The following is a 26,976-nucleotide window of genomic DNA, read 5'->3' as shown; positions in this document are numbered from 1 at the left end:
CTCCCCATAAGGTATCCCCGACCGCTCACAGCGTGACCGCGTCCTGATCCTGGCTCGCGAATGCGGGAGGCGGTAGCTTTTCCCCGCCCCCCAGAAAATTCGTTCGCCATCGACAGGGCGCACAGACCCCATCGTCGCACAGCGGCGCGGCTCTGTTCAGCGGATTCGGTTCTCGCGGTGCCGGGTGCGATCGGCCTCGAGATACCTCGACAGCACCGGACCGATGACGGCGAGGGACTGCGGCTCGATCATGTCGTTGTGCCCGCAGTCCACCGGATGCTCCACGATTCGACCTGTCACGAGCGGCCGCCACTCGTCCGCCGACCGGGCGCGCGTGGCGCCGTCGTCGTCGCCGGTCGCGGGGAAGATCAGCAGCTCGCCATCGTAGACCTGCGGATTGAACCGGTGGACCAGGTTTCGCGAATTCTCGTATCCGGCGTTGATTCGCTCGAGGTGTTCTCCGCGCAGTCCGGAGTCACTGCCCCACGATTCGTTCAGCAGTTGCGCCGCGCGTTCGTAGGTGAGGTCGCCGTCGGTGGCGACGACGAGCCCCAGGCCGCGCAGCAGATCCCGCATGTCGAGCTTCCCGAACAGCGGATCCTCGCCGTTGTCGGGATAGCTGTCCATGACCGCCAGTGTGGCGACCTCGTCGCCGGCCCTCTGCAGTTCGACGGCCATCGCGTGCGCGATGACCCCGCCCAGCGACCAGCCGAGCAGGTCGTACGGTCCCTCCGGCTGGATGGCCTTCATCTCCTCGACGTACCGGTGCGCGAGTTGTTCGATCGACTGGTAGTCGCCGTCCCCGCTGATCATGGGCAACTGCAGTCCGAACGCGCGGCGGTCGGCCGGCAGATACCGGACGAGACCCGCATACCCCCAGGAGAGCCCGATTCCCGGGTGGACGCAGAACAGCGGTCGTCCGGCGCCCTCGGTGCGCAGCGGAATCACCACCCCCAGCGCCTCCGTCACACCGCCCTCCGCCGACGGCAGAGCGATCCTGCGGGCGAGGCCGGCCGGGGTCGGATCGAGGAACATCCATTGCAGCGGGATCTTCCGATCGAGTCTCTCCTGCAGGGCGGCGATCACCTTCGTGGCGAGCAGGGAGTTTCCGCTCCTCTCGAAGAAGTTGTCCTCGGCCCCCACCCGGTCGAGACCGAGCACCTCGGCGAAGACCTCCACGACTGCCGCCTCGAGGTCGTTCGCGGGCAACCGGAAGCGGACGCCAGAGAGGAACTCGGGTGCGGGCAGTGCGGCGCGATCCAGCTTGCCCACCGGCGTCAGCGGAATCTGGTCGAGGACGACGATCGCGGCGGGCACCATGTGGGCGGGCAGACGCTCCCCGACGAGCCTGGTGAGTTCCGCGGGGTCGATGTCCGCGCCGCCGATCGGACGGACATACGAGACGAGCAGCGGTTCCCCGGCAGGCCCGGCACGGCCGATGGTGACGGCGAACCCGACGTCGGGATGATCGGTGAGTGCGGCGTCGATCTCGCCGGGTTCGATGCGGAACCCGCGGATCTTCACCTGGAAGTCGCTGCGCCCGACGTACTCGAGGGTGCCGTCCCGGCGCCACCGCACCACGTCTCCCGTGCGGTACATCCGCTCGCCCGGGGCGCCCCAGGGGGCGGCCACGAACCGGGAGGCCGTCAGACCGGGCCGACGGTGATACCCGGACGCCAGGGCGCGTCCCGACACATACAGCTCACCGACCACACCGACCGGCACCGGGCGCAGCCGTGAATCCAGCACCACCTCCGAGACGCCGCGGGTCGGTGCGCCGAGCGTGATCGGGTCGCCCGGCACCAGCGCCTCGCTGATGTTCGACATGATCGTGGTCTCGGTCGGACCGTAGGCGTTGAACATCCGGCGGCCGGGCGCCCACCGGGCGACGAGTTCGGGTGGACAGGCCTCACCGGCCACGACCAGCGTCTGCAGCGACTCGAAGCCGAGGGGGTCCATCGACGCCAGTGCGGTCGGGGTGACGAATCCGTGGGATACCCGCTCGTCGCTCAGCAGTCCGGCCAGTTCGGTGCCGCCGTAGATCGTCGGCGGGGCGATCACCAGCGTCGCACCCGCGCAGAACGCCATGACCAGTTCGAACACGGAGGCGTCGAAACTCGGCGACGCGAAGTGCAGCACCCGGGCGCCGGGTGTGACTGCGAGACGGTCGCGCTCCTCCGCGGCGAGGTTCGCCAGGCCGCGGTGCGTGACGGCCACTCCCTTGGGGATACCCGTGGATCCGGACGTGTAGATGAGGTACGCGGGATGCGCTTCGTGCAGCGGCGCCGTCCGGTCCGCGTCGGTGACGGGGGCAGGCGACTGCACCTGGATCCGCTCCTCGGCTTCGGCGTCGTCGAGCACGATCCAGTTCACGGTGCCGGGCAGCCGATCTCGGTGTGCCCGGAGGGTCACCCCGGACACCGCCCCGGAATCGGTGAGCATGTGCTCGATGCGGTCGAGTGGATACCCGGGGTCGACCGGCAGGAACGCGGCGCCCGTTCGAGCGACGGCCCACACCGACAGCACCGATTCGATCGAGCGCGGCAGGCTCAGAGCGACGGTGGTTCCCGGACCCGCACCGTCCTCGATCAGGCGGCGCGCCAACCGGTTGGAGGATTCGTCGAGTTCGCGGTAGCTGATCATCCGGCCCCGGTACGACACCGCATCGGCGCTCCGGTCTCGTTCGGCCGCCGCCGAGAGCAGTTCCGGCAGCAGGACATTCGGGGCGTCGGGTGCACCGCGCGCCGGGGTGAGCGCCGCGACTTCGTCGGTGCCGAGGATCTCGATGTCGCCGACCGGAACACCGGGTTCCGCGGTGACGGTGTCGAGGATGCGCACGAACCGTTCTGCGAACCCGCGCACCGTGTCGGCGTCGAACAGGTCGGTCGCGTAGTCGATCGCACCCACCATGCCCGCAGCGCTGCCATCGACGGCGAACCGCTCGTCGAGGATCACCTCGAGGTCCACCTTCACGACGGCGAGATCGGGATCGAGCCCCTCGACGGTCAGCCCCGGCAACCGCAGAGCGGGACTCTCGGTGTTCTGGAATTCGAGGGACACCTGGAAGAGCGGCGAGTGGGCGGTCGACCGCACCGGTCCGACGGCGTCCACCACCCGTTCGAAAGGCAGGTCGGCGTGCGCGAAGGCGCCGAGATCGGCGTCGCGGACCCGACCGAGCAGGTCACGGAACGGCTGTCCTGCCTCCACCGGGGTGCGCAGGGCCAGCGTGCCGACGAACATGCCGACGAGGTCGTCGAGGGCCGCCTCGCCGCGGCCGGCGATCGGGGTGCCGATCGCCACGTCCCCGGTGCCGCCGAGCCGGCCGAGCAGCACGGCGAGTGCGGCATGCACGATCATGAACTCGGTGGACCGGTGCTCTCGCGCCGCCATCCGGATCCGCTCGTGCAGGCCGGGGGCGATCGCGAAGCGCACCCGCTCGCCGCGGAACGACTGCTGTGCGGGACGCCGACGGTCGGCGGGCAGTTCGAGGAGTTCGGGCAGCCCGGCCAGCGCCGACTCCCAGTAGGCCAGTTGCCGCGAGATCAGCGACCCGGGGTCGTCCTCGGACCCCAGTAGCCTGCGTTGCCACAGTGTGTAGTCGGCGTACTGCACGGGCAACGGCGTCCATGCAGGGGCGCGACCGTGGACGCGGGACTCGTACGCGATCATCACATCCCGCACCAGCGGTGCCATGGAGAAGCCGTCGGCCGAGATGTGGTGGACCACCACGGCGAGCACATGATCCGTCGGGTCGAGGGAGAACAGGGCGACGCGCAGCGGGACGGCGGCGGCGACGTCGAAGCCGGCCGACACCAGCCGGGTGAGCTCCTCCCGGAGGAGGTCTTCGTCCACGACCGCGGTCGGGGCGAGCATCGGCGCTTGTTCTGATCGGCCACAGCCTTGGTGGCCGGTGGGCGACAGGATTTCCTGGACGGGTTCGCCGTCGCGGAGCGGGAAGCGGGTGCGCAACGACTCGTGCCGGGTCACGACATCCGTCACCGCTGCGGTCAGCGCATCCACGTCGAGGTCGCCGGTGAGCCGCACCACCATCGGGATGTTGTAGGCGGGCGAACTCGTGTCGAACTGGTTGATGAACCACATGCGTTGCTGGGCGTAGGACAGCGGGATGCGGTCGGGCCGGGCTCCGGCGGTGAGGGCGGGGCGGCCCGACGGACCCGCTCCCGCATGCTCGATGCGCGCGGCGAATGCCTCGACGGTGGGCGCCTCGAACAACGCCCGCACGCCGATGTCGGTGTCGAGTGCGGCGCGCAGGCGGGCCACCGCGCGGGTCGCGCTCAGCGAGTTGCCGCCGAGGTCGAAGAATCCCGCATCCGCGCTCACCCGGTCGAGGCCGAGGACCTCCGCGAAGACCTCGGCCACCGTCTCCTCGACCGGATCGGCGGGTGCCCGGTATTCGCGCGTGTCGACGTCGAATTCGGGTGCGGGCAGGGCTTTGCGGTCGAACTTGCCGACGGCGTTCAGCGGGATCTCGTCCAGCACCGTGATCGAGGACGGAACCATGTGGGCGGGCAGTCTGCTCGCGAGCCGGTGGGTGATCGTCTCGGTGTCGAGGGCACGTTCGGGTGCGGGCACGACGTAGGACGCGAGGAGTGTGTCCCCGGCCGGTCCGCGGTAGGCGACCGTGACGGCGAACCGGACGTCGGGGTCCGCCACGAGGGTGGTGTCGATCTCGCCGAGTTCGATGCGGAACCCGCGCACCTTCACCTGGAAGTCGCTGCGGCCGAGGTACTCGATGACGTGCTCGGCGGTCCAGCGCACGATGTCGCCGGTGCGGTACATCCGTTCCCCGGGATCGGCGGGGTCGGCGACGAACCGTTCCGCCGTCAGCCCGGGGCGGCGGTGGTAGCCGCGCGCCAGTCCCGCGCCGGCGAGGTACAACTCCCCCGGAACCCCGACCGGAACCGGCTGCAACCGGGAATCCAGCACCAACTCCGTGACACCGCGGATCGGTCCGCCGATGGTGATGCGCTCCCTCGGGGCCAGGGGATCGCTGATGTTGGACATGATCGTGGTCTCGGTCGGCCCGTACGCGTTGTACAACCGGCGCCCCGGCGCCCACCGGGACACGAGTTCGGGCGGACAGGCCTCGCCGCCGACGGCGACGTCGGTGAACTGATCCAGCCCCGCCGGGTCGAGGGACGCGAGCGCCGCTGTGGTGACGAATGCGTGCGTGACGTGCCGGTCCCGGATCAGCTGGGCGAGTTCGTCGCCGCCGAAGACGGTGGTCGGCGCGATCACCATCGTCGCCGCCGCGCCGAACGCCTGCAGGTATTCGAACACGGATCCGTCGAAGCTCGGTGTCGAGAAGTGCAGCGTCCGGGACTCGGGATCCGCACCGAAGCGGGCGAGTTGGTCGCGCGCGAAATTGTCGAGACCGCGGTGCGTCACGGTCACGCCTTTCGGCCTGCCGGTGGACCCCGATGTGTAGACGAGATATGCGGCCGAGTCGAGGGTGACCGGTGCCGTGCGGTCGCGGTCGTGGACCGGTTCCGCGGATCCGGCCGCGCACTCGGCGGCGAACGCCGCGTCGTCGAGAACCAGCCAGCCGGTGTTCTCGGGCAGGCGGGCGCGATACTCGGACGTCGTCAGCCCGAGTGCGCACTCCGAATCGGTGAGCATGTGCGTGATGCGCTCGCCCGGATAGTTCGGGTCGACGGGTACGAACACGGCCCCGGTCTTGGCCACCGCCCAGACACACAGCACCGACTCGATCGAGCGTGGGATACCCACGGCCACCGATGTTTCCGGGCCGAGTCCGCGGTCGATCAGAGCACGGGCGAGCCGGTTGGACCGCTCGTCCAGCTCCCGGTACGACACCTCGACGTCGCCGGACGACAGGGCGACCGCATCCGGTTCGACCGCGGCGGCGTTCGTGAAGATCTGCGGGAGCGTGCGGACGGAGCCGGCGGGACCACCGCGGACCGGTACCAGTTCCGCGCGTTCGCGCTCGGTGAGCAGCGACAGCCGGGCGAGCGGCACGTCGGGACCGGTGCAGGCGTCGAGCACCCGCACCACCCGCTCGGCGATGTCCTCGATCACACCGGGGGCGAACAGGTCGGGCACGTACTCGAACTTCAGGTGCAGGCTCGCCGCCGCCGACGCGACGAGGCTCAGCGGGTAGTGGGCGGCGTCGCGGGCATCCACGCCGGTCACGCGGAGCCCGGCGATGTCGGTGTCCTCCGACAGCCCGGCCCGGTCCACCGGGTACGACTCGAACACGGTGAGCGTGTCGAACCCGACGCCGGGACCCGCGGCGTCCTGGATCTCGGCGAGACCCGTGTAGTGGTAATCGAGCATTGCCGCCTGCTCGGCCTGCACCCGCTCCAGCAACGCGCCGAGCGTCTCCTCCGGGCGCAGCGTGACGCGCACCGGCACGGTGTTGATGAACAGCCCGACCATCGTCTCGATGCCGGAGAGTTCCGGCGGCCGGCCGGAGACGGTGGCACCGAACACGACGTCGTCGCGTCCGGTGAGCATCCCCAGCACGATGCCCCATGCCGTCTGCAGAATGCTGTTGAGCGTGAACCCGCGAGCGCGCGCGGATTCGCGCAGCCGGTCGGTCCGGTCCTCGTCGAGGTCGAACACCCACTCCCGCGACACGGTCGACAGCTGGCGAGCCCGATCGGCGGGCACCAGCAGCGTCGGTTCCTCGACCCCCGCGAGGGTGTCCGCCCAGGCCCGCGCGGCCAGGTCGGTGTCGCGCCCGTTCAACCACGCCAGGTAGTCGCGGTAGTCCCGTACACGGGGCAGCGGCGCCGGGTCGGCATTCGTGGCGTACAGCGTGAGCAGTTCCCGGATCATCAGCGGCATCGACCAGCCGTCGAGCAGGATGTGGTGGTTCGTCGACACCAGTCGGCAGCGGCCGCCGGCCGTCCGCACCAGCAGGAACCGGATCAGCGGTGCGGTGGCCATGTCGAAGGGGGTGGTCCGGTCGGCGGCCAGCAGTCGCTCGATCTCGGCGGTCGCCGCGTCCTCGTCCAGTCCGCTCAGGTCGCTCTCCCGCCAGGGCACCGCAACCCGGCCCGAGACCACCTGCACGGCCCCGCCCTCGGTGTCGTGACAGAACGCGCTGCGCAGGTTCGGGTGGCGGTCGAGGAGGGCGCCGGCGGCCCGGCGCAGTCGTTCGGCATCGACGTCGCCGCCGAGGTCGAGGATCAGCTGGACGAGGTACGCGTCCACCGATTCGTCGGCCAGTTCGGCATGGAACAGCATGCCCGCCTGCAGCGGCGACAGCGGCCAGACGTCGGTCATCGCCGGGTAGCGGCGCTCGAGGTCGTCGATCGCGCTCTGGCCGAGCCGGACGAGGTTCAGGTCGGACGGGGTGAAGCCGCCGCCACCGGACCGGGCGTGCGCGGTGAGGGCCCCGAGCGCGCTGACCCACAGCCCCGCGAGTTCGCCGACGTCGTCGGCGGCGATCACCCCGACGGGGAACGACCACGTGGCGGTAAGCGTGGGACCTGCGGCGGTGTCGGTGGTCCTGGCGTTCACGTCGACGACGGCCGCCGCGGGCAGCCCGGAATGCGCGGCGGCGGCGAGCCCCGCGTCGGAGACCGGCGTCCAGTCGCCGTCCGCCGCGGAACCCGAACCGAGCCTGCCGAGGTAGTTGAAACTCACCTGCGCGTTCGGCAGGGCCGCGAGTTCCGGAGCCGTCTCGGCGTCGAGGTAACGGAGCAGCCCGAACCCGATGCCGTGGTCGGGGATCGACTGCAACCGCTCTTTCACCGCCTTGACCGCAGCACCGGCGGCGGGTCCGGCGGCGAACGCGTCGTCGACGTCCACGCCGCTCAGGTCGAGGCCCACCGGGAAGATCGTGGTGAACCAGCCGACGGTGCGGGCGAGATCGGCGCCCGGAACCACCTGCTCCTCACGACCGTGCCCCTCGAGATTCACCAGCGCGCCGGACGACTCGATCCCGCGCGCCCGGCGCCAGCGTACGAGCGCCAACGCCAGCGCCGTCAGCAGTCCGTCGCCGACGCTCCCGTGGAAGGCCTGTGGCAGCGTCGTCAGCAGCGCCTCCGTCACTTCGACGGAGAGCTGGACCTCGACGTCGGAGGTCTGGACGTCGGATGCCGTGAGGGGCCGCGACCCGAGCGGCGGGTCCGGGGTGTCGAGCATCCGCCGCCACAGGTCGAGTTCGGCTGTGCGGGAGGGTTCCTGCGCGACGTCCGTGAGGGCGTGCGCCCACCGGCGCATCGACGTGCCGGTGCCGGGCAGGGTAGGCGGCTCACCCGACAGCACCTGAGCGCAGGCGAGGGCGAGGTCGGGAACGAGGATGCGCCACGACACCCCGTCGACCACCACGTGATGGGCAACGATCAGCAGCCGTCCGGCGGCGGCAGGCGTCGCGCTGCTCGCGAACCACACCGCCTGCACCATCACACCCGACTCCGGGTCGAGCCGGCCCGCGGCGGCGTCCAGTTCGCGGGACGCGGCCTCGGTGAACGAGTCCGCGGCGTCGGGCGGCACCGTGCGCACCACGGCGGTCGCCCGCACCCAGCCGGGTGGTGCGACCACCATCGCCGCACCGCGCTCGGCCCGGTCGCTGCGGTACAGCCGGGCGCGCAGCATGTCGTGCCGGTCCAGGACGGCCTGCATCGCCGCCGTCAGCGTGTCTTCGTCCAGTGCGGCGGGGGTCGTGAACATCGCGGCCTGGGAGTACCGCCGGAAATCGCCGTCCCTGCCCAGCATCCAGTGCACGATCGGGGTCAGCGGCAACTCGCCGACGCGGCCGCCGGGCAACTCCTCCAGCGTGACGGTCTCCTCCCCCGCGGTCGCGACCTCCGCGAGTGCGGCAACCGTCTTGCGTTCGAACACGTCCCGCGGGGTGATCACCACCCCGGACGCCTTCGCCCGGGTGACGAGCTGAATCGACATGATGGAGTCGCCGCCCACCGCGAAGAACGAATCGTCGACACCCACCGATTCGATTCCGAGGACCTCGGCGAACAGGGCGGCCAGGATCCGCTCGGTCTCCGTGGCGGGGGCACGACCGAGCGACACCTGCCGTCCGAAGTCCGGTTCGGGCAGCGCCCGGCGGTCGAGTTTGCCGTTCACGGTGAGGGGCAGGGCGTCGAGCACCACCACGGCCGCGGGCACCATGTGCGCCGCCAGCCGGCCGGCGACCGCGTCGACGATTCCGGCCGGGTCCAGCACCCGGCCCGCCTCGGGCACCACGTAGCCCACCAGTCGTTCGCGCCGCGCCAGCACCACCGACTGCGCCACACCGTCGCAGTCGAGGAGCGCCGACTCCACCTCGCCGAGCTCGATGCGGAAACCCTTGACCTGGACTTGGAAGTCGTTGCGGCCCAGATATTCCAGCTGGCCGTCCGTGTTCCACCGGCCGAGGTCGCCGGACCGGTACATCCGCGACCCGGGTCTGTAGGGGTCGGCCACGAACCGGGTCGACGTGAGCGCGAACCGGCCCAGATAACCCCGGGACACCTGCGCGCCCGACACGTAGAGTTCCCCGACCACTCCCGGCGGCACCGGGTGCAGGCGGGTGTCGAGCACGTAGACGCGCAGGCCGGGCAGCGCCCGGCCGATCACGGAGGCCGAGGCGGACGCTGCGAGTTCCTCGTCCAGCGGCAGGTGACTGACGTGCACGGTGGTTTCCGTGATGCCGTACATGTTCACCAGCACCGGGGCGGTGTCGACGCGCCGCGCGTACCAGCGGGTGAGCTGCCCCAGGTCGAGGGCTTCGCCGCCGAACACCACGACGCGGAGGGCGAGTTCGGCGGCACCGGCCACCCGGTCCGCCTCGGCGAGTTGGTAGAAGGCGGTGGGGGTCTGATTCAGGACGGTGACGTTCTCGTCCCGCAGCAGTCGCAGGAACATGTCGGGTGAGCGGGTCGTGAAGTAGTCGACCACCACCAGCCGGCCGCCGTGGAGCAGCGCACCCCACAACTCCCACACGGAGAAGTCGAATGCCGCCGAGTGGAACATCGTCCACACGTCGGAGGCATCGAACCCGAACAGGGGCTGCGTGTTCGCGAACAGGGTGACGACGTTGCGGTGCGCCACCTGAACGCCTTTCGGCCGGCCCGTCGAGCCGGAGGTGTAGATGACGTACGCCACCGAGTCCGGGCGCAGTGGCCCGGTCCGGTCGCCGTCGGTCACCGGCAGCGGAGACGTACGGTCGAGTTCGGCCACCGTCTCCGCGCTGTCCGCGAGGAGGAGCGGGACCCCGCTCGCCCGGACCGCGTCGGATTCGGCCTCGGTGGTCAGCACACACACCGGCCGGGCGTCGGCGAACACGAACGCGAGCCGCTCCGCCGGGTACGTGACGTCCACGGGCACATAACCGGCGCCCGACTTCACCACCGCGAGCAGCGCCACCACCAGATCCACCGACCGCGCGGCGGCGACGGCCACCAGAGTCTCGGGGCCGGCGCCCCGCACGATCAGCAACCGCGCCAGACGATTCGCCCGGGTGTCCAGCTCTTCGTAGGTGAGCGAGACGCCTTCGCACGCGACGGCCGTCGCGTGCCGGGAACGCCGCGCGGCCCGCTCGAACAGTTCCGCCAGGGTGGCGTCCGGCGCGGCGGGCTCGGCGAGCGCCGGCAGCACCAGATCCCGCTCCACCGTGTCCAGGATCTCGATGTCGCCCACCGGGATCCCCTCGGCAGCGGCGACCGACTCGAGCACCCGCAGGAACCGGTCCCCGAACCGCACCACGGTGCCGCGATCGAGCACGTCCGTCGCGAACCGCAGTCCGGCAGCGAGTCCGGCCGGTGCGCCGTCCGTGTCGATCTGTTCGGCGACGCTCAGTTCCAGGTCGAACTTCGCGACGCCCAGGTCCACGTCGAGCGAGTCGACGGTGAGTCCGGGCAGTTCGAGGTGGGTGCCCTCCGCGTTCCGGAATTCGATGAGCACCTGGAACAGAGGGGTGTGCGACGTGGATCGTTCGGGGGCGAGATGGTCGACCAGCCGCTCGAACGGGATGTCCGCGTGCTCGAACGCACCGAGATCGGCGGCCCGGACCGCAGTCAGTACCTCACCGAACGACGCCCGCGGATCCACCGCCGTCCGCAGGACGAGCGTGTTGACGAACATGCCCACCACGTCGTCGAGTACCGCCTGCCCGCGACCGGCGACGGGCGTACCCATCGTGACGTCGTCCGTGCCCGACAACCGGGACAGCAGGACGGCGAACGCCGCGTGGACCGCCATGAACAGCGTCGAATTATGTCGGGCCGCGATCGTGTTCAATGCCCGGTGCAGCCGGGCCGGCACGTCGAATTCGACGACGTCCCCGCGGTACGACCGCTGGGCGGGGCGCGGCCGGTCGACCGGGATCTGCAGCACCTCGGGCGCACCGGACAGGGTGTCCGTCCAGTAGCCCAGCTGCCTCGACAGCACCGAGTCGGGGTCGTCGACCGCACCGAGGAAGTCCCGTTGCCACACGCTGTAGTCGGCGTACTGCACGGGCAGCGGGGTCCAGCCGGGGGTGTCCCCCACGGTCCGGGCGGTGTACGCGAGCATGACGTCGCGGGCCAGCGGCATCATGGAGAACCCGTCGGCGGCGATGTGGTGCACGACGATGGCGAGGACGTGCTGCTCGGGTTCCAGCTCGAACAGCATTGTGCGGAACGGGATCTCGTCGCTCACGTCGAAACCGGCGCCGACGAGGGCTGCGAGGGCGTCCCGCAGTGCACGGTCACCGGCGACGGCCACCGGATCGAGGCGGGGGGTGGCCCGCCCGGGATCGACGATCACCTGGTGCGGTCCGTCCACCGACCCGGGAAACACGGTGCGGAGTGATTCGTGCCGCTCGACGACGTCACCGACCGCAGCGAGCAGGGCGGCGTGATCGAGGACTCCGGTCAGTCGCAGGGCGATCGGGATGTTGTAGGCAGGCGAGGACGTGTCGAACTGGTTGACGAACCACATGCGTTGCTGCGCCAGCGACAACGGGATCCGGTCGGGGCGTGGTCGTGCGGCGAGTGCCACCGACGGGGTGGTCGCCGTCGCCGCCGAGTCGATCCGGACCGCCAGATCGGCGACGACGGGCGCGTCGAACAGTGCGGCCACGCCGATCCCGGCGTCGAGGGCGGAGTTGATGCGCGCCACCGCCCGGGTGGCGCTGAGCGAGTCGCCGCCGAGTTCGAAGAAGCTGTCGTCCGCACCGACGCGCGGGGCACCGAGCACGTCGGCGAACACTTGCGCGACGGCCTCCTCGACCGGAGTGGTGGGCGCCCGGTAGCCGATGGTCGCCGACGTGAATTCCGGTGCGGGCAGCGCTTTCCGGTCGAGCTTGCCGACGGGGGTCAGTGGAATCTCGTCGAGGACCACCACCGCGGCGGGCACCATGTATTTGGGGAGGATCCGGCCCGCGAACGCGAGCACGTCCGGCGCCGCCACCTCCTCGCCGTCGTGCGGCAGCACGTACGACACCAGTGCGGTGTCCCCCAGCGGGCCCGGCCTGCCGAGAGTCGCGGCGAAGTCGAGGTGTGGGTGGGTGGTGAGAACCGAATCGATCTCCCCCAGTTCGACGCGCTGACCGCGGATCTTCACCTGGAAGTCGCTGCGCCCGAGGTATTCGAGGGTGTGGTCGCGACGCCACCGCACCACGTCGCCCGTGCGATACATCCGGCCGCCGCCGTAGGGGTCGGCGACGAACCGCTCCGCGGTGAGAGCCGGTCGCCGGTGGTATCCGCGGGCCAGCGCCGGTCCCGCGATGTACAGCTCGCCGGGCACCCCGGCCGGAACGGGCTGCAGCCGCGCGTCGAGGACCGACAGCGCGATGCCGCGGACGGGGCTTCCGATGGTGACCGGTTCGCCCGGTCTCATCGGCCGGCTGAAGGTGGTGAGGATGGTGGCCTCGGTGGGGCCGTACCCGTTGTACATCGCCCGATCCGCACCCCACGCGGCGACCAGTTCGTCGCCGACGGCGTCGCCGGCCACGACGAGCGCCTCGAGGTGCTCGATGCGGTCGCGCTCCACGGTGGCCAGGACGGCCGGGGTGATGCAGGCGTGGGTGACGCGTTCGCGTCGCAGCAGCGCGGCCAGTTCCGCGCCGCCGTAGACGTCGGGGGGAGCGATGACGAGCGTCGCCCCGGCCGCACACGACTGGACGAGTTCGAGTATCGCCACGTCGAAGCTGGGTGAACAGATGTGCAGGCACCGGGCGTCGGGCGACACGGTGTAGTGCTCGGTCTGCTCGGTGAGCAGGTTCGCCAGACCGCGGTGGGTGACGACGACGCCCTTCGGCCTGCCGGTGGACCCGGACGTGTAGATCGCGTACGCGGCGTGGTCGACGTCGAGCACCGACCGGCGGTCCAGGTCGGTGACGCGGACCGGCGATGCGGCGGCCCACGTGCTGTCGAAGGCCGGGTCGTCCAGCACCAGCCACGGCACGGAACCGGGCAATCGGTGCCGGTGTGCCGACGTCGTCACACCCAGTGCCGCACCGGAATCGGCCAGCATGTGCTCGATGCGGTCGGCGGGATAGTTCGGGTCGACGGGCACGAACGCCGCGCCCGCTTTCGCGACCGCCCACACGGCCAGCACCGATTCCCGTGATCGGGGTAGCCCGAGCGCCACGAACGTCTCCGGCCCGGCACCGCGTTCGACGAGGACGCGGGCCAGCGCGCTCGACCGCTCGTCGAGTTCCCGGTAGCTCGTCTCGCGTCCGTCGAAGACGAGCGCGGGCGCCTCCGGCCGGTTCCCGGCCGAGGCGGTGAGGATCTCGGGCAGGGTCTTCGGCGGGCCGGCGGGGGCCCCGGACACCGCGGTGTACTCCCGGAGTTCGGCCTCCGACAGCAGGGTGAGGTGGGCGATGGGTGTGTCGATGTCCGACAGCAGGATCTGCACGACGCGCGCGACGCGGGCCGTCACCGACTCCGCGAACTCGCTCTGGAAGACGTTCGGCTGGTACCGCAGTCGCAGGTGCAGTCCGGTGTCGACGTGCGCCATCAGGGTGAACGGGTAGTGGGTGGAGTCGATCCCCTCGATCCCGGCGACGTGCATGCCGTCGATGTCGGTGTCTTCCGACAACCCCATGCGGTCCACCGGATACGACTCGAACACGGTCAGCGTGTCGAACACGACGCCCTCGCCCACGGCGCGCTGGATCTCGGTGAGTCCCACGTAGTGGTGATCGAGGAGGGCGGACTGTTCACGCTGGAACCGCTGCAGCAGTTCGGCGAGCGTCTCCTCGCGGCGCAGGCGCAGCCGGACGGGCACCGTGTTGATGAACAGCCCGACCATCGACTCGATGCCTGCCACTCCCGGTGGGCGGCCGGACACCGTGGCTCCGAAAACCACGTCCTCGCGTGTGCCGAGTGTGGTCAGCACGAGCCCCCACGCCACCTGGACGAGGGTGTTCATCGTCAGCCCGTGCTCCCGCGCGAGGGTCTCGAGCGCCCGGGTCTTCTCCTCGCCCACGTCGAGTCGCACGTCCTCGGGTTCGGCGAAGCTCTGCTCGCCGCGCGCCGCTGGCGCCACGAACGTCGGCTCGTCCGAGCCGGCGAGGGCGGATACCCAGGCGGCCGTGGACCGTTCGTGGTCCTGCCTGCCGATCCACTGCAGGTAGTCGCGGTAGGAGGTGACGCGGGGCAGGGCCGTCGTATCGCCGTCCGCGGCGTAGAGGACGAGCAGGTCCTTGATCACCAGCGGCGTCGACCATCCGTCGAGGAGGATGTGATGGTGGGTCACGACCAGCCGGTACCGGTCGGGTGCGGTGCGCAGCAACGTGAATCGGAGCAGCGGCGCCTCGGACATCTCGAACGGGACGGCGCGGTCGGCCGCGACGAGTGCCGCCGCCTCCGTCGCGATCCGGGTGTCGTCGAGATCCGACAGGTCGACGTCGGTCCACGGCGCGGTCGCCCTGGCGAGTACCACCTGGACCGGTCCGCCACCGGTGTCCGCGAACGCCACCCGGAGGTTCGCGTGCCGGTCGAGCAGGCCCTGTGCGGCGCGACGGAGTCTGGCGGAGTCGACGGTGCCGCGGAGGTCGAGGACCAGTTGCACCTGATACGCGTCGAGGCGATGCTCGGACAGCTGCGCGTGGAACAGCAGACCGGCCTGCAGCGGTGACAACGGCCAGACGTCGGCGAGGTCCGGGTAGGTGCCCTCGAACCGGTCGATATCCGTCTGCCCGACGGACACCAGATCGAGATCGGACGGCGTCAGCCCGCCGGCGCCCGGACGGCTCGCGTGCTCGGCCAGGGCGGTGAGCGCCCGAACCCACAGTGCGGACAGCTCTTCCACGTCCTCGGCGGCCAGCACACCCGTGGGGTACGACCACGTCGCGGTGAGTACCGGTGCGCCGTCCCGGGCGGTGGTGGCGGCGTTGACGTCCACGACCCAGGCGGCGGGCATGTCGTAGTTCTGGGTTCCGCCGAGGTCCCCGCTGCCCGCGACGGGTAGCCAGGGCACGTCGCCCCCGCTCGTCGCGACCCGGCCGAGATAGTTGAAACTCACTTGCGGTGGCCGGAATCGGCGCAGTGCCTCCGAGCCGACCGGATCCAGGTACCGCAGCATCCCGTAGCCGATGCCGTGATCGGGGATGGCGAGGAGTTGTTCCTTGATCGCCTTGATCGCGGACCCGGCCGCGTCGTCGCCGGCGAGGGCGGCGTCGACGCCGATGCCGGTGAGGTCGAGTCGCGCCGGGAACAGTGTGGTGAACCACCCGACGGTGCGGGACAGGTCGGCGCCGGGCACGACGTGGTCTTCGCGTCCGTGACCCTCGAGGTTGATCAGCACGTCGGTCGTCTCGACCCCACGACGGCGCCGCCACCGAATCATCGCCAGCGTGAGCGCCGTGAGGAGGCCGTCGCCGACGGTGCCGTGGAAGGCGGCGGGCAGCGTGGTGAGGAGTGCCTCGGTGACGTGTGCGGGTACTTCCACGGTGACGCGGCCCGTCGTGGCATCGACGTCGACTGCGGGATCCAGCGGCCGGGAGCCGACGAGCGGATCGGGGCCGTCCAGGATCGACTGCCACCGGCCGGCTTCGGCGCGTCGAGGCCCTACGGCATCGGTGAGTCCGTGCGACCACCGCCGCATCGACGTCCCCACCGCAGGCAGCGCCGCGGTCAGCCTCTCGGTGACGCAGGTGTGGGCCGCCGCCAGATCCGAGATCAGGATCCGCCACGACACGCCGTCGACCACGAGATGATGCGCGACCAGCAGCAACCGCCCCTGCCCGCCGGGACCGTCGAACCAGAGCACCTGCACCATGCTGGCCGAGGCCGGGTCCAGGCGGTCCGCCGCCGCGTTCAGTTCCGCTCTCGCCACCGCGTCGAAGTCACCGGCGTCGAACGACGTCACGGGCACGTAATGGATCAGCGCGTCGGCCTGCACCGACCCGGTCGGCAGCACCGTCATGGCCCACTGCCCCGCCTCGTCGACGGCGAGCCGCGCGCGGAGCACGTCGTGGCGGTCCAGCACGGCGTCGACGGCGGCGGCGAGATCGTCACGGGTGAGCCGGGGCGGCGCGGTGACCAGCACGGCCTGGGAGAACCGGTCCAGCCGGCCGCCGCTGCGCCCCAGCATCCACGCGACGACGGGTGTCAGCGGAACCGGGCCGACGCCGGCGCCGGGAAGTTCCTCCAGCACCACGGTATCCGCGCGCTCGTAGTGGGCCACCTCGGCGAGACCGGCGACGGTCCTGCGCTCGAACACGTCCCGCGGGGAGAGGATCAGGCCGGCTGCCTTCGCGCGGGCCACCAGCTGGATCGACATGATGCTGTCGCCGCCCAGCGCGAAGAACGAATCGTCCACACCCACCGACTCGAGTCCCAGCACGTCCCGGAACAGACCGGCGAGCAGCGCCTCCGTCTCGGTGCGTGGCGGACGACTGTCGGTGGCGGCGACACCGAAGTCCGGTTCCGGCAGCGCCTTCCGGTCGAGCTTGCCGTGGACCGTCACCGGGAGCGCCGCGATCACCACGACGGCGGCGGGCACCATGTACGACGCGAGCCGCGTGCCCGCGAACTGCAGCACTTCGCCCGGATCGATGTCCGCCCCGGGTTCGGGGACCACGTACCCGATCAGCCGGTCGCCGGACCGTTCGTCCCGGCGCACGTCGGCGACCGCCGCCGCCACGTCGCCGTGCGCGAGCAGCGCCGATTCGACCTCGCCGAGCTCGATCCGGAATCCGCGGATCTTCACCTGGAAGTCGGTGCGCCCCAGGTAGTCGAGTTGCCCGTCCACCGTCCAGCGCACGAGGTCGCCGGTCCGGTACATCCGGCTGCCCGCCGGCCCGAAGGGGTTGGCCACGAAGCGTTCCGCAGTCAGCGCGTATCGCCCGTGATAGCCGCGTGCGAGCGCGGGGCCGGTGAGATACAGCTCCCCCGCGACCCCCGCCGGTACGGGATGCAGCCGCGCGTCGAGGACCGCCTCGGTGAACCCGAGCGTCGGCGCGCCGATCGTGACCGGTTCGCCCGGCGCCAGCGGGGTGCTGATGCTCGACACGACGGTCGACTCGGTCGGACCGTACGCATCGAACATGGCCCGGCCCGGCGCCCAGCGGGCCACCAGTTCCGGCGGGCAGGCCTCGCCGCCGGTCACCACGCACCGCACGCTCTCGAGGCCGGCGGGATCGACCGAGGCGAGCGCCGCCGGGGTGACGAAGCAGTGCGTGACCCGCTCGCGCAGCAGCAGATCCGCGAGCTCCTCGCCGCCGTAGACGGACGGGGACGCGATCACCATCGTCGCGCCCGGCCCGACCGCCAGCATCAGCTCCAGCACGGAGGCGTCGAAGCTCGGCGACGCGAAGTGCAGGGTGCGGGACGCCGCCGTCGTGTCGAACGTGTTCTGCTCCGTCGCAGCGAAATTCGCCAGACCGCGGTGCGTGGTCACCACGCCCTTCGGCCTGCCCGTCGATCCCGACGTGTAGATGACGTACGCGGGGTGGTCCACGTGCAACGCCGACGTACGGTCGGTGTCGGTCACCCCCGCCGCCGGGAGCAGCGCGAGTTCGGCCTCGGTCCCGGGGTCGCCCGGCACCAGCCACGGGATCGACGCGGGAAGGGCTGACTGCAGCGCGGCCGTGGTGAGACCGGCGACGGCGCCCGAGTCGCCGAGCATGTACTCGATGCGCTCGGCCGGATGATTCGGGTCGACCGGCAGGAACGCGGCCCCGGTCTTGGCCACCGACCAGACGGCCAGCACGGATTCGATCGACCGCGGCAGCGCCAGAGCCACCACCTGTTCCGGGCCGACGCCGCGCTCGATCAGGAGCCGGGCGAGCCTGTTCGACCATTCGTCGAGGTCGCGGTAGGACACCTGACGCCCTTCGAAGGACAGCGCCGCAGCGTCCGGGTCCGCGGCCCTGGCGGCCGCCAGCAACTGCGGCAGCGTCCGAGCCGCCACTCCGGGGCCGCCGCTCGCGGACGTCAGTGCGACCCGCTCGCCGGCGCCGAGGACGTCGACGTCGCCGACCGGGGCGTCCGGCGACTCGATGACGGCACTCAGGATCCGGACCAGGCGCGCGGCGAACGCGGCCACCGTGTCCACGTCGAAGATGTCGGTGGCGTACCCGAGTGCCGCACTGATGCCCGCGGGATGTCCTTCGGCGTCGACGTTCTCCCGCAGGGTCAGCTGGAGGTCGAAATTGATCGTGTCGAACGCGAGGTCGAGGGGTTCGACGTGGAGGCCCGGCAGCTCCAACTCGGGGCGCTCGGTGTTCTGGAATTCGAGCATCACCTGGAACAGCGGCGAGTACGCCGTCGAACGGGAGGGACGCAGGCTCTCCACGACACGTTCGAACGGGACGTCCGCGTGCGTGAACGCCCCGAGATCGGCCTCGCGGACCTGCCCGAGCAGCTCGGCGAACGTGCGGGCGCCGTCGACGGGGGTCCGGAGCACGAGAGTGTTCACGAACATCCCGACCAGGTCGTCGAGCTCGGCCTCGCCTCGGCCCGCGATGGGTGTGCCCACGGCGACGTCGTCCGACGCGCTCAGCCGCGACAGCAGGACGGCCAGCGCGGAGTGCAGGGCCATGAACACGGTCGACCCGTGCCTGCGTGCGAGCTGCACGACGCTCCGGTGGAGGTCCGGGTCGATCTCGAACTCGACGCGGCCCGCGCCCAGGGTGCGGGCGGCCGGGCGGGGCCGGTCCGTCGGCAGTTCCAGCACATCCGGGAGGTCGGCCAGTGTCGCGGTCCAGTAGTCGAGTTGGCGGGCGAGCGGCGAACCGTGTTGGTCTTCGTCGCCGAGCCAGTCACGTTGCCACAGTGTGTAGTCGGCGTACTGCACGTGCAGCGGGGTCCAGTCCGGCGCGGCGCCGCGGCGCCGCGCGGTGTACGCCGACAGGACGTCGCGGGCGAGCGGAACCATCGAGAAGCCGTCCGCCGCGATGTGATGCACGACCACGGCCAGCACGTGCTCGTGCTCGTTCACCCCGAACAGCCGGGCCCGAACCGGTGCCTCCGCCGTCACGTCGAACCCTGCGGAGAGCAGGCGGTGCAGTTCCGCGTGGAGGTCCACCGACCCGACGGCGTGCGGCGTGAGAGCGGGCGCCACCTTCTCTGCCGGGAGGATCACCTGCCGCGGACCGCTGTCGGTGAGGGGGAAGACGGTGCGGAGGGACTCGTGGCGCTCGACGACGTCGGCGACGGCCGCCTCCAGCGCCTGCGCGTCGAGCGTGCCGGTGAGGCGGAGCGCGATCGCGACGTTGTACGCCGCACTGGCCGTGTCGAACTGGTTGATGAACCACATCCGCTGCTGTGCGAGCGAGACGGGGACCTCCCGCGACGGGTCCCGCGGGGCCGGCGCCGGCCGGGATTCCAGGTTGGAGTCCCCGGCCTCGGCGCGGGCGGCCAACCCGGCGACAGTCGGGGCGTCGAACACGTCCCGCACGCCCAGCCGGTCGCCGACTGCAGCGTTGACGCGCGCGACGAGCCGGGTCGCGGTCAGCGAGTTCCCTCCGAGTGCGAAGAAGCTGTCGTTCGCCCCCACCCGGACGATGCCGAGAAGGTCGGCGAACACCGCGGCGACGATCTCCTCCACCGGATTGCGCGGGGCGGCGAATCCCACCGTCGAAGTGCCGAAGTCCGCTTCGGGCAGCGCTTTCCGATCGAGTTTGCCGTTGACTGTCAGGGGCAGGGCGTCGATCACCACCACCGCGGCCGGCACCATGTACGACGGAACGCTCGCCCCGACCGCGTCGAGAACCGCCGCCGCATCGACATCGGCACCGGTCTCCCGGACCAGGTAGCCCACCAGCCGGTCGCCGTCCCGGTCGTCGCCGCGCACCACGACCACCGACTGCGCCACCCCGGGGCACGCGGCCAGAGCCGCCTCCACTTCGCCGAGTTCCACCCGGAACCCGCGCAGCTGCACCTGGAAGTCGCTGCGCCCCATGTACTCGAGCCGGCCGCCCGCACCCCACTTCACGACGTCACCCGACCGGTACATGCGCGCGCCCGCCCGGTGGTGGTCGAACGGGTCGGCGACGAAACGCGTCGCGGTCAAACCCTGCCTGCCGATGTAGCCGCGGGTCACCTGGTCGCCGGACACGTACAGCTCGCCCACCACCCCGGGCGGCACCGGGTGCAGCCGGCCGTCGAGGACGTAGACACGCAGACCGGGGAGTCCGCCGCCGATCACCGAGCCCGGCACCGACGCCGCCAGCGCACGATCGAGGGCGAGGAAGCTGACGTGCACCGTGGTTTCGGTGATGCCGTACATGTTCACCAGCACGGGGGCCCGGTCGTCGTGCCGGGTGTACCACCGCTCCAGCTGTCCGACGTCGAGGGCTTCGCCACCGAAGATCACGTGCCGCAGCGACAGTGGCGCCTGGTCGGTGTCCTCGACGGCGTTCGCCGCACGGTCGGCCTCCGTCAGCTGGTAGAACGCCGTCGGGGTCTGGTTCAGCACCGTCACCCGTTCCCGGCGCAGCAGTTCGAGGAACGTGTCCGGCGACCGTGCGGTGAAGTAGTCGACCAGCACCAGCCGGCCACCGTGGACGAGCGCACCCCACAGTTCCCAGACGGAGAAGTCGAACGCGTACGAGTGGAACAGCGTCCACACGTCGGACGAGTCGAACCCGAACAACTCCCGCGTGTTGGCGAGCAGCGTGACGACGCACCGATGCGACACCTGGACGCCCTTCGGCCGCCCGGTCGACCCCGACGTGAAGATGACGTACGCGACGGCGTCGGCCCGCAGTGGCCGCAACCGGTCCGAGTCGGTGACCGGCAGCCCGGACAGTGCCGTCACCGCACGCGCCGTCGACGGATCGTCGAGCGCCACCACCGGAACCCCGGTCGGCGCCAGCGACGCGAATTCCGCGCTCACCACGGCGCAGACGGGCCGCGCGTCCTCGAACATCGCTGCCACCCGCTCGGCGGGATAGCTGGTGTCGACCGGGACGTACCCGCCACCGGCGGCGAGCACCGCCAGCAACGTCACCACGAGGGCAGGCGTGCGATCCACCATCACCGCGACCAGCGACTCGGTTCCCACACCCTCGGCGATCAGCAACCGGGCCAACCGGTTCGCCCGCTCGTCCAGTTCGGCGTAGGACAGCGTCCCGTCACCGCACACGACCGCAGTGGCGTCCGGGGTCGACGCGGCCACCCGCGCGAACAACTCGACCACGGTCTGCGCGTCGGCGGTGACACCCGCACGGTTCCACCGGTCCAGCACCAGGTCGCGCTCGATCGCACCGAGAACCGGGATGTCCCCCACCACCGCCGCCGGGTCGTCGACCACCGCCCGCAGCACCCGGACGAATCGTTCCCCGAACCCCACCACCGACGTCCGGTCGAACACGTCCGTCGCGTACAGGAAGGCGGCGGCCATACCTGCGGCGGCGCCCTTCTCGTCGTGGTATTCGGCGAGCGACAGCTGCAGGTCGAATTTGGCGACCCCCGGGTCGACGTCGACCGCCTCGACGGTCAGGCCCGGCAGTTCGAGGTGGGCGCGCACGGTGTTCTGGAATTCGAGCAGCACCTGGAACAGCGGCGAGTGGGATGTCGACCGGCCAGGTGCCAGCTCGTCGACGACGCTCTCGAAGGGAACGTCGGTGTGCCCGAACGCGCCCAGATCTGTGTCGCGGGCCCGGGCCAGCACGTCGGTGAACACCTCACCGGACTCCACCGGAGTCCGCAGCACGAGCGTGTTGACGAACATCCCCACCAGGTCGTCCAGCGCCGCCTCGCCGCGACCCGCGATCGGGGTTCCGATGGCGACGTCACCCGACCCGGTCATCCTCGACAGCAGCACGGCCAGCGCCGCGTGCATCACCATGAACAGGGTTGCGTGGTGCTCGCGCGCGAGGAGGAGCAGTTGCCGGTGCAGGCCCGCGTCGATCGAGAACGCCGCGGTCGCACCCTCGAGGGAGCGGGTGACCGGCCTGTTCCGGTCGAGCGGCAGGGCGCTGACCTCCGGGAGTTCGGCCAGCACACCGCGCCAGTACTGCAGCTGCCGGGACATGAGGCTGTCCGCGTCGCCGGCGCTGCCGAGGAGGCGACGCTGCCACACGCTGAAGTCGGCGTACTGCACGGGCAGCGGCTCCCAGCTCGGCGGCGTCCCGGACCGGCGCGCCGAGTAGGCGACCATCAGGTCGCGGGCCAGCGGCGCCAGCGACGCCCCGTCCGCGGCGATGTGATGCACCACGATCACCAGCACGTGTTCGTCGGGGCCGGTCCACAACAGCGCCGCGCGCAGCGGCACCTTCGCACTCACGTCGAATCCGCCCGCGAGGAGGGTCGCGATCCTCTCGTGCAGCGACTCGTCGCCGTCGACGTGCGGGGTGAGGTCCGGGACGACGTCCGCGGTGTCGACGATCACCTGGTACGGCCCGTCCGTCGACGCGGGATACACGGTGCGCAACGACTCGTGCCGCTCGATCACGTCCCCCACCGCGGCCCGCAACGTGTCCGAGTCCAGAGGTCCGGTGAGGCGCACGGCCATCGGAATGTTGTACGCCACCGAGGACGTGTCGAACTGGTTGAGGAACCACATCCGCTGCTGCGCCAGCGACAACGGGATCCGGTCGGGCCGCTCCCCGACGACCAGGGGTGGTCGGTCCACGAACTCCGTACCCGCACGGCGAACGTAGGCGGCCAGCAGTTCGACGGTGGGCGCCTCGAACAACGCCCGCACACCCACATCCGATCCGAGTGCCGCGTTGACGCGCGCGATCACCCGCGTCGCCACGAGGGAATTTCCGCCGAGGTCGAAGAAGCTGTCGTCGACACTGATCCGTTCGACGCCGAGGACCTCGGTGAAGACCTCGGCGATCGACTCCTCGACCGGGTCGGTAGGCGCCTTGAACTCGGCGGCGGCGGACAGGAACCGCGGTTCCGGCAGCGCCGCGCGGTCCAGCTTGCCGACCGGGGTCAACGGGATCTCGTCCAGCACCACGACGACCGAGGGAACCATGTACGCCGGCAACCGGTTCCGCACCTGTCGCAGCAGTTCCGTCGTCTCGATCGGCCTGCCGGGGGCCGGGACGACGTACGAGACCAGGACCGTGTCCCCGGACGGCCCCGGCCTGCCGATGGTGACGGCCAGCCGCACGTCCGGATGTGTCTGCAGCATTGCGTCGATCTCGCCGAGCTCGATGCGGAAACCCCGCACCTTCACCTGGAAGTCGCTGCGTCGCAGGTACTCGAGCGTGTGGTCGGGCCGCCACCGCACCACGTCACCGGTGCGGTACATCCGGCCCCGGCCGTAGGGGTCGGCGACGAACCGCGCCGCGGTGAGACCGGGACGGCGGTGATAGCCCCGCGCCACACCGGCACCGGCGATGTACAGCTCACCGGGTACCCCGATGGGTACCGGATGGAGCCGGGCGTCGAGTACCACTTCCTCGGCGCCTCTGATCGGACCGCCGAGTGTGATGGGGTCACCCGGGGTCATCGGTGCGCTGATGTTCGCCATGACGGTCGTTTCGGTGGGACCGTACGCGTTGTGCAACCTGCGGTCCGGCGCCCACCGGGCCACCAGTTCGGGCGGGCAGACCTCACCGCCCACGACCACGTCGAGGAAGTCGCCCAGCGAATCCGGCGGGATCGTGCCCAGCGCTGCCGTGGTGACGAAGCCGTGCGTGACACGTTCCGACCGCAGTAGGTCGGCCAGTTCCGGGCCACCGTACGCGGACGGCGGCACGACCACCATCGTGGCACCCACCCCGAACGCCTGCAGGTACTCGAAGACGGACGCGTCGAAACTCGGCGTCGAGAAGTGCAGTGTCCGGGACGATCTCGTGGCGCCGAAACGTTCCTGCTGGTCGGCCGCGAAGTTGTCGAGCCCGCGGTGCGTGACGGTGACGCCCTTCGGCTGCCCCGTCGAGCCGGACGTGTAGATCAGGTACGCGGAATTGTCGAGGTGCAGGGGCCGGATGCGGTCGGAGTCGGTCACCGGATTGTCCGACCGGGCCGCGCAGGCGGCCTGGAAGTCCGGGTCGTCGAGCACGCACCAGGGAATCGAATCGTGGAGGCTTCCCCGCAGCGACTCCTCCGTCAGGCCCAGCACCGCACCGGAATCGGCGAGCATGTAGTCGATTCGGTCGGGCGGGTAATTCGGGTCCACCGGGACGAATGCCGCCCCCGTCTTCGCGACGGCCCACACGGACGCCACCGACCGGAACGAGCGCGGCAGTGCCAGCGCGACGAACGATTCCGGCCCCACCCCGCGGTCGATCAGCATCCGCGCGACCTGTGTCGACCACCGGTCCAGCTCGCGGTATGACAACTGCTCGCCCTGCCGCGACAGGGCCGTCGCCGCCGGATCCAGCGCGGCGGCGTCCGCGAAGAGGTCGGGCAGGGTGCGCTCGGACCGGCCCGGCCGTCCTCGTACCGGTGTAAGCGCGGAACGTTCGTCCGCGGAGAGGATCTCGATGTCTCCGACCGGAACCTCGGGGTCGGCCGCCATCGCGCCGAGTATGCGGAGGTACCGCTCGGCGGCCACCCGGATCGTGTGGGCGTCGAACAGTTCTGCGGCGAAACCGAATTCGACGGCCACACCAGCCGGAGCCCCCGACTCGTCGGCCGCTTCGGTCACGGTCACGCACAGGTCGAGGCCGGAGACGGTGGAACCCGGGGAGCGGGGCGTGCGGGTGTCGAGGAGCACCTGGACGATCGGTGCGTACGCGTCCGACACCGACACGCCGAGCTCCCGGACCAGCCGGTCGAACGGAACATCACTGTGCGCCACCGCGTCGGTGGCGACGTCCCGGACGTGCGACAGATAGTCGTGGCACGACACCTCGCTCGCGTACCGCGACCGCACCACCACGGTGTCCGGGCGATCGCCCACGTCCACGGCAATTCCGACGGCGATGTCGCTGCTTCCGGTGACCCTGCCGAGCAGGATCGACAGGGCCGTCAGGAACACCGTGCGGGCGGCGGTGCCGGCGGCGTCGGCCAGTGCGGCCACGCGACGGTGCAATTCCCTCGGCACCACCACGGTGACCCGGTCGCTCGCCGGTGACAACCTCGCGGGCCGCCGGCGGTCGGTGGGCAACGGCAGGAAGTCGGGTAACCCGTCCAGTTGCCGGCGCCAGTACTCGATTTCCTCGGCCTCGCGCAGAAGTCGTTCGCCGGTGCGGGAACTGGTCTCGTGGATGCGGCCCACCCGGGACGCCGGGTCTGCGGTGGCCAGTTCCTCGAGCAATTCGACGAACTGCCGATGGTGTTCCCGCAGTTCCGCGTCGTCGTAGCGGCTGGGGTTCGCGCGGAAGTCCACGAAGATCCTGGTGGGGGTGCCGCTCTGATACACGTTGATCAGCAGGTCCTCGACCGGACCCGACGTGACGATGTGGAAATCGCCGAGAAGCGAACCCAGCGCGACCTCCTGGCGGAACAACATGACGTTCACCATCGGCCCGTACAGTGCCGTCGTCGCGGTGTCGCCGGCGTCGCGGCGGATGTCGTCGAGGCTGCACCGCTGGTGTCGCAGTGCGGCGACCAGCTCACGCTGGACCTTCTCGATCAGTTCCGCGACGGTGTCGTCGGCCCGGACGCTGACGGGCATCGGGGCCACGTTGACGAGCATGCCACCGGAATTGCGCAGCACCGCCGTGGTGCGCGCCGACACCGGAATGGTCACCAGCACATCGGTTCTGCCGGTACGTCGCGACAGGTAGCATGCCGCGGCCGCGATGATGGTCGCCGCCGACAGGCTGTCGCGGGAATCGAGAACGGCCACGACGTCGTCCGAGAGGATGGCGCTCTCCACCGTGCTGGTGGCCGACACCTGGCCCGCCGTCCGCGCCAGCGTGGTGCCCTCGAGCCCGGCGACCCGCGCCGCCCAGTACTCCCGATCGGTCACGAAACGCTCGGAGGCGCGGTACCGGCTGTCGATGTCGTACAACTGCCGCAGACTCACCGCCCGGTTCGGATCCGGTTCGCGGCCCCCGACTTTCGCGGAATACCGGTGCGCGATGCGGCGCAGCATCGTCATGGCCCCGTAGCCGTCGAGGGCGACGTGGTGAATCCTGCTGTACCACAGGAAGTGCGTGTCACCGGTCTGCAGGATCGACGTCTCGACCAGCCGGTCGGCGCTCAGGTCGAGCGGCGTGACGTAATCACGTTCCATCCATTCGTGCGCCGCCGCCACCGGGTCGTCTTCCGCGCGGAAGTCGATGTACGCGATCGACGTGTCCGTCCGATGGTCCACATACTGCAGCGGCCGGCCCTCGACGGCGTACACCTTGAGGAAGGGTGATTCGAACTCGCGGGCCGCTTCCACCGTCTCCTGCCGGAGCAGGTCGATGTCGAGCACACCGTGGAACTCCACGTACTGGGCGATGGAGATCGGGACCTGCGGTTCGAGTTGCTGCGCGAACCATGTGGCCCGCTGCGCCGCCGAGAGCGGAATCGGTTCGCCGCCGCCCGGAACACGGAGGTCCGCGGGGCGGCGCGTTTCTCCCGCCCCCGGAACGGGTCCTTCACCTTGTCCAGGGCACACTCGAACTCGACCTCGCCCCGCCCTACCAGGACGGACGCACTGTTTCGAGTATCCGCCCGCAAGGCTCGCCGGGTCCAGGGCACTGCGGGC

Annotated in this window: 1 protein-coding gene; it reads right to left on the bottom strand. The window is 70.8% G+C overall.

Annotated features, from left to right (window positions below):
• Nucleotides 1-156 precede the first annotated feature (156 nt).
• Nucleotides 157-26,886 carry a non-ribosomal peptide synthase/polyketide synthase gene (locus CJ177_RS28175; RefSeq protein WP_095869129.1) on the bottom strand — a complete coding sequence of 8,910 codons (26,730 nt, stop codon included), beginning with the start codon at nt 26,884-26,886 and terminating at the stop codon, nt 157-159.
• Nucleotides 26,887-26,976: the final 90 nt, after the last annotated feature.

Origin of the sequence: Rhodococcus sp. ACPA1, assembly GCF_002300195.1 — a bacterium.
Lineage (GTDB): Bacteria > Actinomycetota > Actinomycetes > Mycobacteriales > Mycobacteriaceae > Rhodococcus_F > Rhodococcus_F opacus.
Note: the sequence above shows the minus strand (reverse complement) of the source record. Positions and strands in the feature narration are given on the sequence as shown.